Genomic DNA, 15,146 nt, shown 5'->3' on the forward strand with positions numbered 1-15,146 from the left:
ATTCAATACGGCAATTGAGATGGTTCTTTGCCGTTGAACATGGAAGATGTGTCTGCATGCTTCTGTGTTGTAGAACTAGGCGAAGCATTCGGCTTGACGGGTCCCTTTGTGCCTTGGACTCCAGAGGTTCTATTGCTGCCGGGATTATTGGCTTTCTGGATCAACAAGGCTATAGGTAGTACGGCTGTGAAGCAGGTGCACATAACCATCAGGATGGCGCATAATGCAAGAGCGGAATTATCGCCCTTGACCACATAACGGCTTGGATTTGCCGGATCATACAATATCGCAACAGCCTGCCCGACCTCATATCGTGGCGGAGACGATGCTATCGAAAACTTTTGCTCATACGTCTGTCCATCGGCGCTGTAGCGGAACACAGGCGTCCACGTATCCGAGGAATCCTCATCGGACTCGTCGGCAGGATTGAACACCAGCTGCGTGACAATCCCATCAGTCAATTCCGTGCAATCCGCGCGAAGCCGCACCTCATCGACCAGAAATATGATATTGACCACCAGCATGATCGCGCCTATTGCGCTGAAGAGGCCGCAGATAACAGCCCATGACCATTCGTTTTTGGAGCCTCGAACATTATTGCGGGCATGAGCATCATGATGGCTGGTGGTACTGGCTGATGCGTAGGTGCCATGATTATCCGGTGCCATGATTCCTGCTCTCTATGAGCGCCTGTGATGAACCGCAAACAAGGCGACGGTGACATTGTGAAAACCATTCCATTCAAGCGTATCAGTCATGTCCACCGCGCTCGCCGGAAGCCGGGTATGTTCTGATTCCTGAAGATGGCATAATCGGGCATATGCGTATTGTGATTCAACGGGTAAGCCACGCCAGCGTGGACGTCGTCAATGAGCTGGGAACCCTTGACCCTACATTCGAGCCGCAACAGATTGGCCCTGGCTACATGATTCTGGTCGGCGTCTCGGATGCGGACGGAGAAGCCGAAGTGGCATGGCTCGCCCATAAGGTACTGAACCTGCGTGTCTTCGAGGACGAACAGGGCAAGATGAATCGTTCGATTCAAGATATCGGCGGTGAGATCCTTTCGATTTCACAGTTTACGTTGTACGCCGATGTACATAAAGGCAATCGCCCCAGCTTTATCAAAGCCGGAAAACCCGAGCACGCGGATATCACGTGGATCAAATTCAATGAAGCCCTCAGATCTGGGGGAGTGCCGGTTCGAGAAGGTCGCTTCGGCGCTCATATGCGAGTGGGCTTGGTCAACGATGGTCCAGTGACCATCATCGTTGATACTGAAACCGATATGCCGCATAAAAGCTAAGTTGGCTGATAGATTTCAGACTTTGATGTGCTCTGTGCAACAACGTTCGTTTTACACGGAAGTCGGGGCTGGAATATGTGATGCTGAACACGCTCAAGGCCGTTTGACCAAGTTTACAGTCCGGCATCACATATTCCAGCCCCAACGTTAATGGCGGCGGCGGGTTTTCTCAGTCGTATATCGGCATGCGGCGTTCATGACGCACGAAATGACGCTTCTTGGTGATGCGCTTGCCGCCCACGCCGGCCTTGCCCTCGGGGCCCCAGGGGCCGCGCGCCTCAGCCTTGAGCTGCGTCAGATGATGCTTCATGGCGAGCAGCATGATGTGCGTATCTTCCAAACCCAAGTGGCGTTCGGCATCGTCCTCGCGCAGCGCGCCCTGCCGCTTGGCGTAAGCGTCGAGAGTATTGTCGCCATCTGGATGGCCTTCGCATGGAATCGAGCCCTCATCCCACAGGCGACTCATGGGCAGGGTATCGATGATGGTCACGTGGCCATTGCGATATGCTTCCGCATACCCGGCGACGTTGAGCATGAAGAAACTGTGCTCGAATGTAGCCATATGTGCCACGAACGGCTGTGAAGTCAGACGTTTCAGCAGATCGGCCTGAGCCTGAGCATCCTCATCGAACAGCGGGTATTCGTCGCCGACTCGCTGGCTCACATCAATGCCGGTCAGCTGGATGATGAACGGATTGCCATGACGCGCCGCTTCCGGAGTTACTCCGAACGAGAAACGATGCTGATCGTAAGCGTCGCCGTCCTGATAGTAATCCTTGTCGTAGCTGTAGCCGGCAGGTGCGTCGGCGGGACGCGGCGATTTCATATTCATGTATTCGAAGCCCACATCGATGATGTAGGTACGGTAGGGTTCGGTGCCGTTGGTCTCCAAGTCGATGCCCATGACCTTGTCCACGTCGCGGCCTGGCAAAAACACCGCGCGCCAGTATTCTTTGGCTTCCACGCTCTGCCGTGATGCCACATGCTGAGCGGCGGCATGGCGGAATCGTGCGAAAGTCGGCTCCGAGACTGCGGTTTCATCCACGGCAACCTGTTCGGTACCAGGCACTGCGGGATTGTCGTCATTGATTACCGGCTGTCCTTCAACCAGATAATCCGGGCTGCCGGCATCCGAACTGGAGTCTGCCGGCGCGGATTCGTCAGGGCCGGCTTCCACGGACCCGTACTTCACCTCATCGGCGTCAAACAAAGTCATCTGACGGTGGTGACGTGCGGCATCACGAGCCGCACGATCAGCTTTGCGTTGTTCGGCACGGGCGTTGACGATTTCCGCGGTGCGATCCTGAATGTCATCCACGACAACGCCGTCCTTGGCGGCGGTCAGCACCGGTACGGTTACCCGTTGGCGATCCTCGTCGGTGATGGTCCATAGGCCTTCCGCCACGCCGCGATCGCGAAGCAGTACGATCTGATCATGTAAACGTCGATTGGCGTACGCCAGTGCGCGTGGCAATTCATAGGTCTTGATGTGCCGGTCGAAGTCACGCATGAACACCATGCTCATCTTCGCTATGATCGCTTCCAAACGGTCGCGAATCGCAAGATCCGCCTTCAGCAGGTCATGTACGCTTGAATCGGCTCCCGGCTCAAGATCTTCCGGCTTCGCTACGCCGATGCCATGTTCCAGATCGAGCGAACGCACCCAATCCCAATCAATATCGTTGTTATCTGCATCCTTCAACATGATGTACGACCACTGGCTGATGCTTTCCTTGGCGGAAGTGAGCCACGAACGGTCGATATTTGAATTATTCCCCATACTTCTCCATCGTAGTGCGTTTCGGTTTCATTCCAGACCGTGAGCTCGGAACGATTGCCGAGCCGAGGCTGAACTGCCGGTGAATTCTTCGCTTCGGCTGAGGGCGGAACCATGTGGAGCCCGCGCGTTTCGGATATGGTGGAGGGCATCGAGTCCGGGCTGGTCCATGCGTGACCCGGCCCCGCAAGTGGTGCTCGGCCGTGCGTGGAGTGAGGCTCGCATATGAAAGAGTGAAAGCCATGTGGGCCCGACTTCGTGGCGTCGAGTGCCGGGATTGCCGCAACGGTAACAAAGAGGTAAAAAGAAATGAGGAATCGACATGAGCATGCCGCTTGATTTGTATGTGATTCGGCATGGAGAGTCTGAGGCGAACGTCATCGTTCAGGCGGGTGAGCAGGGTGATGAGTCTCTGTATACGCAGGACAATGTGACTGTTCCTGATCGATCCTGGAGACTTACCGCCACCGGTCGCAAGCAAGCCGATTGCATTGGCCGTTGGATTGTGAATCAGCAGCAACTCTTCGATCGATACATGGTTTCGCCATACGTGCGTGCGCGCGAGACAGCCGCCACTATGGCCCTTCCCAAGGCCAAATGGGAGGAGAATCGTGTGATTCGAGAACGTTCATGGGGTGAGATCAACACCATAACCAAAGCCGAGTTCAAGAACAATTACGCCCGCAACTGGATGTTCAAAAACACGGATCCGCTTTACTGGCGCCCACCGGCGGGCGAGTCGCTTGCGGACGTGGCCGAGGACCGTGTGCATAACGTCCTGACATCGTTGAGCCGCAAGTCGGACGCCGAATCAGTCGTGATGGTCACGCACGGCGACTTCATGCTTGCGCTGATGCTGACCATCGAGGATCTTTCGGATGAGGAGTTTTTGCATCGCGCCGATTCGGATGATTGGAAAATCACCAACTGCACCTGTCTGCACTACACGCGTCGTGATCCCGAAACCGGCCGCACTTCCAAACGTGTGCGCTGGGAGCAGACCGCCCGTCCTGTACTGGATGAGGAGACCGGGCGTTGGGAGGTCAAGGTGGAGCCATGGCGCGAGTTCAAGCGACCGTATCTGTCCAATGGTGATTTGGTGGATGTGGTGCGCACTGTGGATCCGCATTTGTTGGAGTATTACGGCAAGTAGCTCGCCAATTGCCGGCATCCGATGAGCATCGGGTGCCCTGGACGGCAGATGCGAAACGTGTGGAGTCAGTGAACAGGATACAATGACACACGATGCGCGGACGACGGTTGTATAGAGGTCTTCCGCGAGAGAGAACCAAAAGGAGTTCAGTTATGAAGAACCTGTTCACATGGTCCTTGCATGGCGATGGCAAGAAGCTGCAGCCGGGTGAGGTGGTTGAGCCTGACGAGCGTCTGACTTGGGCGCGTACTGCAGGCATTGGTGCCCAGCACGTGATCGCCATGTTCGGTGCCACTTTCCTGGTGCCGATTCTCACAGGCTTCGATCCGTCCACCACGCTGTTCTTTACGGCCATGTCCACTGCGCTGTTCCTGCTGATCAACAGGAACGTATTGCCGAGCTATCTCGGTTCATCCTTCGGCTTCATTGCTCCGATTACCGCCGTAACCACGGCGAACAAGGGCATTGCGGTCGCCAGCTTCGGCATTATGATCACCGGTATCCTGCTGGCGTTGGTCGGTGTGCTGGTGCATTACGCTGGTGCCAAGTGGATCGATATCATCATGCCGCCGGTTGTCAACGGTGCCATCGTGGCTATCATCGGCTTCAATCTGGCGCCTTCTGTATGGACCAACTTCCAGGCCGCGCCCGATACCGCCGTCGTGACTTTGCTGGCTGTGTTGCTGGTAGCTGTGCTGTTCAAGGGACTGATCGGTCGATTGAACATCCTGATTGGTGTACTTATCGGCTACATCTATGCCTGCATTCGCGGTCAGGTTGACTTCTCCGCCATCGCCGGCGCCGGATGGATCGGCTTCCCGAAGTTCCATCTGCCGCAGGCCGATTTCTCCATTCTGCCCATGTTCATTCCCGTGGTGCTTGTGCTTGTGGCCGAAAACGTGGGCCACGTCAAATCCGTGGCACAGATGACCGGCCGTGACTACGACAACCAGATCGGCACCGCGCTGATGGCTGACGGCTTGGGCACTACGCTCGCCGGTTTCGGTGGTGGCTCCGGCACCACCACCTACGGCGAGAACATCGGCGTGATGGCCGCCACCAAGGTGTACTCGACCGCCGCCTACTGGTGCGCCGCCGCATTCGCACTCATCCTGAGCCTGTGCCCGAAGTTCGGTGCCGTGATCAACACGATTCCCGCCGGTGTGCTCGGTGGCGTGACCACGCTGCTGTATGGCATGATCGGCATGATCGGTATTCGTATCTGGGTTGAGAACAAGGTCAACTTCGATAAGCCGCTCAATATCATGGTCGCCGCCATTACGATGATCATTGCCATCGGACAGTTCGCGTTCACCGTCAACGGCATCTCATTCAACGGCATCGCCATCGGCACGATCGTGATTTTGGTTGCCTACCATGGTCTCAAGGCCATCGGCAAGGCCACCGGCACCATCGAAAAGAACGATCCGGATATTCTGTAGCGGATATAGCGAATATCACGTGACGATAGGCCATCGTTCATGCGATGCCGACAGAACCTGATCCCACGGTGTGGTTCCAGCAACCTGCGCCGTGGGATTATGTGTTTGGTGTTTGGTGTTTGACAGGGGGGAAACCATAATCGCATCCATGCGATGGGAAATCATAGACGAGCCAAAGTAGGGGGCTTGGGCTAGGCTCATGTGGTTTACATTTCTTACGCGATACCGTGCGTACTTATACCATGAAAGGCCACTGTGCCCTATAACGATTTAGATGACGCTGTTGATATTGTGACGACCGACATGACGAACGAAGAAGAAGCGGGCGATGCGCAGGATCGCCCGGTAACCTTTGGCGAACTTGGGGTGCCCGGCCCGTTGGTTCGCTCGCTTGCCCAAGATGGGAAAAAGACCGCGTTCCCGATTCAGGCCGATACTTTGCCGGATTCCCTTGCCGGCCGTGACGTACTCGGTCGTGGTCGTACCGGTTCCGGCAAAACGTTGGCTTTCTCCATTCCGCTCGTAGCCCGTTTGGGTTCGTATGATTCGCTTGGCGAGGTCGCGATGGCTGAGTTCCGTCGCGAAATGAAACGCCGCCGTCAGGAGCGTCTTGAGGAACGTCGCGCCGATGATTTCCTGCCGCATCCGCGTGGATTGGTGCTTGCTCCGACACGAGAGTTGGCAAACCAGATCAATGACGTGGTGCAGCCGCTCGCCCGCATGTACGGGATGACCACCACCACCGTTTACGGCGGTGTGAAATACGCTCGTCAGATCCGTGATCTGAAGGCCGGAGCGGACATCGTAGTGGCATGTCCCGGTCGTTTGGAGGATCTGCTGCATCAGCAGGCACTGACCCTTGCGTCCGTCGAAGTGGTGGTGATCGATGAAGCCGATGAGATGGCGGATATGGGATTCTTGCCGCCCGTGAAGCGACTACTGGAGCAGATTCGCCCCGACGCCCAGCATATGCTGTTTTCCGCCACGCTTGATCATGGGGTTGATGAGGTGGTCAACACCTTCCTGCATGATCCTAAGGTGCATAGCGTGGATCCGGCCAACAGCGAGCCGGAACTGATGACGCACCATGTATTCGAGACCACCCGTGCCGACAAACACGAGCTGGTACGTACGCTCGCTTCTGGCAAAGGACGGCGTATTCTGTTCACCCGTACTAAGTTCCAAGCGAAAAAGCTGGCCAAAAACCTTACTCAGAGCGGCATCCCCGCGGCTGAGTTGCATGGGAATCTGAATCAGAACCAGCGAGACCGTAATATGGCGGCTTTCGACAGTGGCGATGTGAACGTTATGGTGGCTACCGATGTGGCTGCACGTGGCATTGATGTCGGTGGCGTCGAACTGGTGGTTCAGGTCGAGCCGCCGGATGATCCGAAGTCCTTTGTTCATCGTTCCGGCCGTACCGCGCGTGCGGGCAAGGCCGGCGACGTGGTCACGCTGGTATTGCCCGAGCAGCGTCGTGAGACTCGACGTCTACTCAATCAGGCAGGCATTAAGACCAAACCTATTGCGGTGACCCATGATTCGCCTGAGGTACTGGAACTGGTGGGTGAGCGTGCCGAAAAGGTTGAGGGCTGGAGTTTGGAGCAGTCTCAGCCTGTGGGCGGTCGTCGCAATGGAGGACAGACGAAGCGTGGATCTTTCGGAACGCTCAGTCAAGAGGAGCGTGAAGAACGCGAAAGAAGACTGGAACAGGAAAAGAACGCGCGTAAGAAGGAACGCCGTCGCCGTCGTGCGGCGGAGCGCGCCGAGCGGTCTGCGCAGGCGAATGCCGCATCCAATGGCATGCACGACAATGCATCAGAGAGTGCGCGAAGCACGGGTGAACGCCGTGCTCAGACACGTCAGGAGCGCAAGGGGAAGAACGCCGTCGCCGAGTCGCGAGGCCGAAACCGTGCTGAACGCCGTGCCGGTCTGAGCGATCCACAAGCGGAACGTCGCGATTACCTGTTCGAACATCCTGAAGAACGTCGTGGCGGCAATCCCAGCAAGCGCGATGAACGTCGCCGCAAGAACAATCGGCAGGACTCTCGCACTGCAGGTGCTGCGAGCGGAGGCAAACGTATTCATCGCAAGAATGAGAACCGCATTATCAGCGATGAGCGGGGTGAAGCCGCCAAGCGTCACGACAGGCGCATGATGGCCAAATACGGTAATACGGAGGGCCCTCATCGCCGCCACTCCAAAGTTAAACGTGTACCGTTCAGGTCCGCCGGCAAACGCAACGGACGCTAAACGGACTGTTTGCCGGCTGCGCGGTAGTCCATGACCGGTCCACATGGCTTAGATGACGGTGTGGCACTCTCTCATATAAAGAGGGCCACACCGTCATCCGATATCCGGAAGGATCCGAAAGGACCCCTGAAAGAGCACAACTACTTCACGCTCAGTGTCTGAGTGAGCGTATGGGATTCACCCGAAGCGAGATTGATCAGCCTCTCGCGGTTCGCTACCGCCTCCACACATACGAAATCCCGCCACTCGCCTTCATCAAGATCTCCGATTGCATTACCGGCGGTTTCGCCGGGATTCCACACCACGGTGCCGGTGGCACCCGATGACGAGATCGCGATGGTGCGGCCCAGTGCCGGATCGATCAGTTCCAGTGGGTTATTGGTCAGGTAAATGCGATCCACCAGATCTCCTGCGAACGTGACATCGCCTTGCTGTCGTACTACGGGGAAGTCCGGTAGCGTGGTATCCAAGAAATGAGAGCCGTCCAGTCCATGCACCCGTGTCTGCAGTGCGTCTCCCACATGCAAATAGGTATGCAGCGCCGCTTCATAAGCGAATCCGGTATCTCCGGTATTGGTCACTGTCAAAGCAACAGTCAATGTCTCGCCGGCAGCGATGTTCACTTCAGCGTGGAATTGCGGATGCGCATTGCCGTAAAACTGTTCCAGTGTATGTTCGTCAATGGCTTGCGAATCCAAGATGTACCGTAGTGAGGTGTCGGTGGATTCGGCTATTCGCCAAAGCGAAATACGAGCGAACCCATGCTTCGGGGTGCGCTTGAATCCTGCGATATCGTATCCGGAATTGAACCAGGGAAAGATAATCGGTATGCCGCCGCGAATCGCTTTGTCGGATTTGAGGAAGATCGATTTTGGCTGCCATACCACGTCGGGCGAGCCGGCGGGAGCCCAGCGCAGTACATGCGCGCCGTAGTCGCTGACGATGGCTTCGCCGGTGGAGTCTCCTATACGACGAATGACGAATGGTTCGTTCATGTGATACCTCCCGAATAGATTGAAGACACTTGTTGCGTATTATGCGTCTATTGTGCAGTGCGTTGCCGGACCGTGCTGCTTGCGTATCCGCCTACTTGCGGTACAGTACGGCTCCGGACCCGTCACGTATGACAAACGATGGTGTGCCGGTAATGTCCAGCTCCACAGTGATGGACTCGACTCCTGTAACGCTATGAGAGCGGTAGACGAACCTCTTATTCTCCAGCTCCATCGTTTCGGTGCGTGCGTTCAAAAGCCATGGATTGCGACGTCGCAAGGCGATGAGTGCCTGATGCAGCCGATACACCGGCTCGCCCAGACGAGACAGTTCATTGGGGAAGAGCGGGAATTTCGGCCGGATATCGTCGTCGCCGCCAAAACGCTCCTCCTTGACACCCACATACCCTTGTTCATCGCCGTAATAAATCGACGGAACGCCGCCAACTGTCATCAAAACCGCTAAAGCCAGCGCAGCCTTGTCTGCGCCGATTTGAGAGACGATTCGGGTCACATCGTGATTGCCGATGAACGTTTGCGGTATGAATGAATCGAGAAAGACATTATGTCTCTTGAGATTCCAATCCAACTCAAAGAAATTATCGGTTTCCAACGAATGCTGAATCGATTTCCACAATTCGTACTGCGTCACCGAATCCATAGTGGACTCCTTGACGATGTGCGGATAATCGCCGTGAATCACTTCGCCGAAAATCCATGAATACGGGTGCGCCTCTTTGACTTGAGGCAGCACCTTCGCCCAAAATGATGAAGGCACATCGTATGCTGCATCGAGACGCCATCCTGTGGCACCTCGATCAAGCCAGTGATTCATCACGCGCGTCACATAGTCAACGGTTTGAGGAGCCTCATGGTCGAAGTCCACCAAGTCATCATGGCCTTCGAAAACCTCCAGTGTGGGCTTGCCGTCCGTGTCGATATTTGCGCGCACCAATCCTTGCCAAGGGACGTCCTGGGTCGTGAGCCTGTTCGTGGCCGCATCGAGCGCAGCGGCGACGGCAGGATGTGAACGGCTGACATGATTGAACACGCCGTCGAGAATCAGTGAGAATCCCATGTTCCGGCATGCTTCGGCGAGCCGGTCAAAAGCGTGATCGCCGCCGAGCCGGATGTCTACATGCATGTGATCAAGCGTGTCGTATCCGTGCGTGGCCGATTCGAATATGGGTCCCAGCAACAGCCCGGAAGCACCAAGATCGCGTGCATATTCCAGCCAGTTGATTATGGAATCCAGGCCGCGTCCATGGAACTCGCGAGGCCCCGAAGGACGGATATCGGCTCCGCAGAAACTCAGAGGATAGATATGCCAGAACACACCGTAGCGAACCCAGTCGGGCAAAGTGCGTTCCATTGCCTCATTGACGACCATCGCAACACCTCCTGTTGACAGTGTGTTCATTTTCTCACAGAATGCATGGAATTGCGCGGACCTCAATGTCGAAGGTGCTGCCATGGCGTTTGACTAGTGTGGCTTTGATCACATGCTGGGACGAAACATAACCTTGATTTATAGCGACATTACGCTTCCAGACAATGCCATAAGCAGGTAAGTGAGTCGTCACCGATGGACGGCAGAAGAGAGAACGCCCCCTTTCCTCGTATAGCGATGGGGCGAATTACAAAGAAGTATGAGGGGTCAGTATGACCGACGCAACAGTTCAGGTTCCGGCACCTGGCAAGTTGGAATTCAATAATGATTACACGCCAGCGGAAGCCGCACGCGTGATTCGCAATTCGAGAGGTCTGCCCGTAGGCGTACGCCCGAAAATGGTATGGACTTGGAAGAAAGCCTTGCTGTGGGCTGTTATCGCAATCGTATGCGCCTGCGGATGGGCCATGCTGGCCGTTTCCCGCGGCGAACAGATTTCCGCCATCTGGTTCTTGGTGGTGGCGTTGAGCTCGTACGCCATCGCCTACCGCTTCTATGCGTACTACATTCAGATCAAGATCATGCGCACCGATGACGCGAACGCCACTCCGGCCGAACGCGTACATGATGGCGCAAACTTCGAGCGCACGGACCGTCGTGTGCTGTTTGGGCAGCATTTCGCTGGCATCTCCGGTGCCGGCCCGTTGGTCGGCCCGATTCTAGCCGCCCAGATGGGTTACCTGCCCTCCACGTTGTGGATCATTTTGGGAGTGATCTTCGCTGGTGCCGTACAGGACATGCTTGTCCTGTGGATTTCTGCCAAGCGTCGTGGCCGTTCACTCGGCCAGATGGCCACGGACGAAATGGGCAAGTTCGGCGGCATGATTCTTTCCATATTCCTTGTGGTTATGACTGCCATTGCCATGGCTTTCCTGGCGCTTGTAGCCATCAAGGCCATGGCCGCCTCGCCTTGGGCGGTGTTCTCCATCGGCATGACCATTCCGATCGCGCTCGCCATGGGATGCTACCAGCGTTTCCTGCGTCCCGGACGTGTGATCGAAACCACGCTGCTCGGCTTCGTGCTGCTTGTGCTTGACATTGTCGCCGGTGGCTGGATCGCATCCGTTCCTGCTGTGGCCTCCGTCTTCACCCTTGACGCCAAAGAGCTGGTCATAGCTCTGGTAATCTATTCATTCGCTGCCGCCGCATTGCCGCATTGGCTGCTGGTCACCCCACGCGACTATCTGTCCACGCTGATGAAAATCGGCACGCTCGTGTTGCTTGTGGTCGGCATCATCATCGCCAATCCGTCTGTCAAGGTGCCTGGCCTGACCGAACTGGCTTCCCAGTCCACTGGTCCCACCTTCTCCGGCAGCTTGTTCCCGTTCCTGTTCATTACCATCGCCTGTGGAGCCCTTTCCGGTTTCCACGGTGCAGTGAGTTCCGGACTGACTCCGAAGGCGGTTGAAAAAGAGAATCAGATTCGTATGATCGGCTACGGTTCGATGCTTGTCGAATCGTTCACCGCCATCATCGCCCTGATTGCAGCAATTACCATCTCCCAAGGCGTCTACTTCTCCACCAATATGTCCGCCGCCCAGATCACCGCCGTCTCCGGCGTAAGCATAACCGCCAACTCGACTCCGGCCGAGCAGGCCGAAGCAGCGGTCAAGGCGGTCTCTTCGATGAAGGTCAGCGACATCGAAGGCAACCAGATGCAGGTTACTTGGGACTCCGTGGATGACAGCGGTGCCGCCAAGACCTATGAGGGTGCCGAAGCTTTGGAGAAGGCCGCCTCCGACATCGGTGAGAAAACCATCGTCTCCCGTACCGGCGGTGCCACCACGTTCGCCATGGGCATGGCCAACTTCCTGAAATCCTACTTGGGAGGTCATGATTCGATGGCATTCTGGTACCACTTCGCCATCATGTTCGAAGCCCTGTTCATCCTTACTACCGTCGATAACGGCACCCGCGTGGCCCGTTATCAGATCGGTGAGATGCTGGGCAACGTGCGCAAACTCAAGAAGTTCGCCGATCCTACATGGAAGCCGGGCAACATCATCACCACGCTGATCGCCACCGCACTGTGGGGTGGGCTGCTGTGGATGGGCGTCTCCGACGCCAACGGCGGCATCAACGCCATGGTCCCGATCTTCGGCATTTCGAATCAGCTGCTTGCCGCCGCATGTTTCGTTATCGTCACCGTATGCGTGGCTAAGCTCGGATACAAAAAGTATCTGTGGATTCCGGTTGCGCCTCTGGTGTGGGACATCGCAGTGACCTTCACCGCCGATTTCCAGAAGATTTTCGGACCGCTGAGCTACTTTGCCACTGCCTCCAAATATCAGGCCCAGATCGCTTCCGGCGAGCTGAGCGGTGAAGCATTGGCCAATGCCCAGGCGGCTTTGTCGAACGCCTACCTTGATGGTGTGCTCTCCGTGTTCTTCCTGGTCATGATGAGCATCTTCGTGGTGGTTGGCATTGTAACGGTCGTTCGGACCTTTGTATCCGGCAAGTTCGGTACTGAAACCACATCTGAAGAGCCGTTCGTTGAATCGCAGTGGTTCGCGCCCTCCAGCTTGGTGGCAACCTCGCTGGAGAAGAAGGTGCAGCGCGAATACAGTGTCAAGCTGCATGAGCTCACCCAAAACGAGCGAGCCGCGGCATGAGAATGAGCGGGATGGAGACGATCATCGGCCGGTTGCGAGCCGTCTGGCGCGGCATCGTCTGGTATGTGCGCGAAATCAGCGGTGAAGCCCGATACGATCACTATCTGGAGCATTTCGCCGCTGAGCACCCCGGTGAAACTCCGATGAGCGAGCCCGAATACATACGAGCTCGCGAGGAATACGATCGCCTTCACCCCAACACCAGCTGCTGCTGTTGATATGATACAAAGCCCCTCTTCATGAGGGGCTTTTCTTATAGGTAAGGTTGGCAAAGCGCACACACAACGCCACGAATACCGCTACGTAGTCACCAATCGGTTACAATCGGTGTGACGACTTTCCGCCACCCCCGAAGAAGAAGGTGATGACTAGCCGTGGACGTATCCTTGGCCTACTTCATCCAACAGGTGTTCTCAAATCCGGCACTGGCTATAACAACGTTGCTGACGCTGGGCGTCATATTCGTCAATGGCTGGACAGATGCGCCTAACGCCATTGCTACCTGCGTGACGACCCGCTGCATGCGCGTGCGCTCTGCAGTCATCATGGCGGCGATCTTCAACTTCCTGGGTGTCTTCCTGATGACGCAATTCAATGCGTCGGTCGCCTCCACCATCTCCAATATGGTCGATTTCGGCGGCGACACCCACGCTGCGCTTATTGCGCTGTGCGCAGCGCTGTTCTCCATCGTGGTCTACAGTGTGGGCGCTTCATTGCTCGGCATCCCGACCTCCGAAAGCCACAGCCTGATTGCGGGCCTGTCCGGTGCGGCCATCGCCATCCAGGGCGGTATCGCCGGCATCAACATGGGGGAGTGGGTCAAAGTCCTCTATGGCTTGGTGGCAAGCTTGGTCATCGGATTCGGCATGGGCTGGCTCGTGTGCAAGATCGTCACTCTGGTATGCGCCGGATTCGACCGCCGACGCACCAACGGATTCTTCACATACGCCCAGATCGTTGGTGCCGCGGCCAACAGCTTCATGCACGGAGCGCAGGATGGTCAGAAGTTCATCGGTGTATTGTTCCTCGGCATGGCATTCTGCAACGGACAGCCCAGTGTAGCCGGTGTGGTCATCCCCGTATGGCTGATGATCCTGTGCAGCACCATCATGGGCGTAGGCACTTCCGTGGGCGGCGAGAAGATCATCAAGTCAGTGGGCATGGACATGGTCAAGTTGGAACGTTATCAGGGCTTCTCCGCCGATTTGTCCAGCGCATTGTGCTTGTTGTTCATGACCATGTTTGGTATCCCGGTCTCCACTACGCATACCAAGACCAGCGCCATCATGGGTGTAGGTGCCGTACGACGTCTATCCGCCATTAACTTCGGCGTAGTACGCGACATGATGCTTACATGGGTATTCACGTTCCCCGGTTGTGGCCTCATCAGCTTTGTCATGGCCAAGCTGTTCATGTTTGTGTTCTGAGCCGCAAGTTCTTCGTTTTTTCAGCACATCTTCAACCTCATCCCGCGCCCAGAGATCAAGAGCAGAAAGGAGCTTCCTCATGGCACGCAAGAACGATTCATTCTATTTCGACTGCTTCCGTCAGAGCGCCGAATGCGCCTGCCGTGCCGCACACCTGTTGTACGAGGTCATGAACGATTATGATCCCCAACGACTCAAGGATCATATGGATGCGATGCACAAAATCGAGCAAGAAGCCGACAGTGTCCGACACCGGTTGCTCGACGAGCTGGTCACCGCATTCATCACGCCGTTTGACCGTGAAGACATTGCTGAGCTGAGCCACGTGCTCGATGATGTGACCGACAGCATCGAAGGAGTGCTCGATCGCATGTATTACGACAACGTGACTACCATGCGTCACGAGGCGTTGCAGATGACCGATATGGTGGTCCACGCATGCGAACAGATCGCTGCCCTCGCCGATGAACTGCCGCAGTTCCGCCGCTCGAAGACGTTGCGTGAGCGCGTATTCGCCGTCAACACCATCGAAACTGATGCTGATCATGTGTTCATCGAGGCGATGCGTTCGCTGCACACTTCCGAAACCGATCCGCTGCAGGTGTTCGCTTGGCATGATGTGTATCGCAACCTTGAACAATGCGCCGACGACTGCGAACACGTCGCCGATGTGGTGGACAGCATCGTTATGAAGAACAGCTGACCAACTGACCGTTCCCAGTGTGAACACGCCG

At 56.2% G+C, this 15,146-nt stretch carries 12 protein-coding genes; 8 read left to right on the forward strand and 4 right to left on the reverse strand.

What is annotated here, in order from left to right; all coding sequences use genetic code 11:
* Window positions 1-2: 2 nt before the first annotated feature.
* Window positions 3-668, reverse strand: coding sequence for a DUF3592 domain-containing protein (locus CUU80_RS01355; RefSeq protein ID WP_100495564.1), 666 nt, complete (start codon window positions 666-668; stop codon window positions 3-5).
* A gap of 152 nt (window positions 669-820) precedes the next feature.
* On the opposite strand from CUU80_RS01355, the gene dtd reads away from it, so the two are divergent.
* A complete protein-coding gene (dtd, locus tag CUU80_RS01360; protein ID WP_100495566.1) occupies window positions 821-1,306 on the forward strand; it encodes a D-aminoacyl-tRNA deacylase in 486 nt (161 codons plus the stop codon).
* A 169-nt stretch (window positions 1,307-1,475) separates the two neighbouring features.
* Here the strand turns inward: dtd and CUU80_RS01365 are convergent, their stop codons facing one another.
* A complete protein-coding gene (locus CUU80_RS01365) occupies window positions 1,476-3,086 on the reverse strand; it encodes a PolC-type DNA polymerase III domain-containing protein (protein WP_100495567.1) in 1,611 nt (536 codons plus the stop codon).
* 319 nt (window positions 3,087-3,405) lie between these two features.
* Between CUU80_RS01365 and CUU80_RS01370 the strand changes: the two genes are divergently transcribed.
* The 3 genes from CUU80_RS01370 to CUU80_RS01380 all read left to right on the forward strand — a co-directional run bounded on the left by CUU80_RS01370 (window position 3,406) and on the right by CUU80_RS01380 (window position 7,931).
* Entirely contained in the window at window positions 3,406-4,236 is an 831-nt protein-coding gene (locus CUU80_RS01370; RefSeq protein ID WP_100495569.1) for a histidine phosphatase family protein, read from the forward strand.
* 152 nt (window positions 4,237-4,388) lie between these two features.
* Window positions 4,389-5,678 (forward strand): uracil-xanthine permease family protein, encoded by a 1,290-nt coding sequence (locus CUU80_RS01375; protein WP_100495571.1) that lies wholly within the window; start codon window positions 4,389-4,391, stop codon window positions 5,676-5,678.
* A 255-nt stretch (window positions 5,679-5,933) separates the two neighbouring features.
* Window positions 5,934-7,931, forward strand: coding sequence for a DEAD/DEAH box helicase (locus CUU80_RS01380; protein ID WP_439329959.1), 1,998 nt, complete (start codon window positions 5,934-5,936; stop codon window positions 7,929-7,931).
* Window positions 7,932-8,071: 140 nt separating this feature from the next.
* On the opposite strand, the gene CUU80_RS01385 is transcribed toward CUU80_RS01380, so the two are convergent.
* Window positions 8,072-8,926: a D-hexose-6-phosphate mutarotase gene (locus tag CUU80_RS01385; protein WP_100495573.1), complete on the reverse strand. Its 855-nt coding sequence runs from the start codon at window positions 8,924-8,926 to the stop codon at window positions 8,072-8,074.
* A 91-nt stretch (window positions 8,927-9,017) separates the two neighbouring features.
* Window positions 9,018-10,295, reverse strand: a complete 1,278-nt coding sequence (locus CUU80_RS01390; protein ID WP_439329960.1) for an alpha-amylase family protein — start codon at window positions 10,293-10,295, stop codon at window positions 9,018-9,020.
* A gap of 290 nt (window positions 10,296-10,585) precedes the next feature.
* On the opposite strand from CUU80_RS01390, the gene CUU80_RS01395 reads away from it, so the two are divergent.
* The 4 genes from CUU80_RS01395 (at window position 10,586) to CUU80_RS01410 (ending at window position 15,115) form a co-directional block, all read left to right on the forward strand.
* Window positions 10,586-12,985: a carbon starvation CstA family protein gene (locus tag CUU80_RS01395; RefSeq protein ID WP_100495575.1), complete on the forward strand. Its 2,400-nt coding sequence runs from the start codon at window positions 10,586-10,588 to the stop codon at window positions 12,983-12,985.
* A gap of 20 nt (window positions 12,986-13,005) precedes the next feature.
* A complete protein-coding gene (locus CUU80_RS01400; RefSeq protein WP_207760072.1) occupies window positions 13,006-13,203 on the forward strand; it encodes a CstA-like transporter-associated (seleno)protein in 198 nt (65 codons plus the stop codon).
* Between the two features lie 156 nt (window positions 13,204-13,359).
* The gene (locus CUU80_RS01405) at window positions 13,360-14,412 is read left to right on the forward strand and encodes an inorganic phosphate transporter (RefSeq protein ID WP_100495578.1); all 1,053 of its coding nucleotides are present in this window, start codon (window positions 13,360-13,362) and stop codon (window positions 14,410-14,412) included.
* Between the two features lie 79 nt (window positions 14,413-14,491).
* The gene (locus tag CUU80_RS01410) at window positions 14,492-15,115 is read left to right on the forward strand and encodes a DUF47 domain-containing protein (protein WP_100495580.1); all 624 of its coding nucleotides are present in this window, start codon (window positions 14,492-14,494) and stop codon (window positions 15,113-15,115) included.
* The last annotated feature ends 31 nt before the right edge of the window (window positions 15,116-15,146 follow it).

The sequence above is a fragment of the Bifidobacterium scaligerum genome (genome assembly GCF_002802865.1).
GTDB lineage: Bacteria > Actinomycetota > Actinomycetes > Actinomycetales > Bifidobacteriaceae > Bifidobacterium > Bifidobacterium scaligerum.

Coding starts and splice junctions, on each gene's coding strand:
- CUU80_RS01355 (WP_100495564.1), bottom strand. CDS start 668: ATGGCACCGGATAATCATGGCACCTACGCATCAGCCAGTACCACCAGC.
- dtd (WP_100495566.1), top strand. CDS start 821: ATGCGTATTGTGATTCAACGGGTAAGCCACGCCAGCGTGGACGTCGTC.
- CUU80_RS01365 (WP_100495567.1), bottom strand. CDS start 3,086: ATGGGGAATAATTCAAATATCGACCGTTCGTGGCTCACTTCCGCCAAG.
- CUU80_RS01370 (WP_100495569.1), top strand. CDS start 3,406: ATGAGCATGCCGCTTGATTTGTATGTGATTCGGCATGGAGAGTCTGAG.
- CUU80_RS01375 (WP_100495571.1), top strand. CDS start 4,389: ATGAAGAACCTGTTCACATGGTCCTTGCATGGCGATGGCAAGAAGCTG.
- CUU80_RS01385 (WP_100495573.1), bottom strand. CDS start 8,926: ATGAACGAACCATTCGTCATTCGTCGTATAGGAGACTCCACCGGCGAA.
- CUU80_RS01390 (WP_439329960.1), bottom strand. CDS start 10,295: ATGGAACGCACTTTGCCCGACTGGGTTCGCTACGGTGTGTTCTGGCAT.
- CUU80_RS01395 (WP_100495575.1), top strand. CDS start 10,586: ATGACCGACGCAACAGTTCAGGTTCCGGCACCTGGCAAGTTGGAATTC.
- CUU80_RS01410 (WP_100495580.1), top strand. CDS start 14,492: ATGGCACGCAAGAACGATTCATTCTATTTCGACTGCTTCCGTCAGAGC.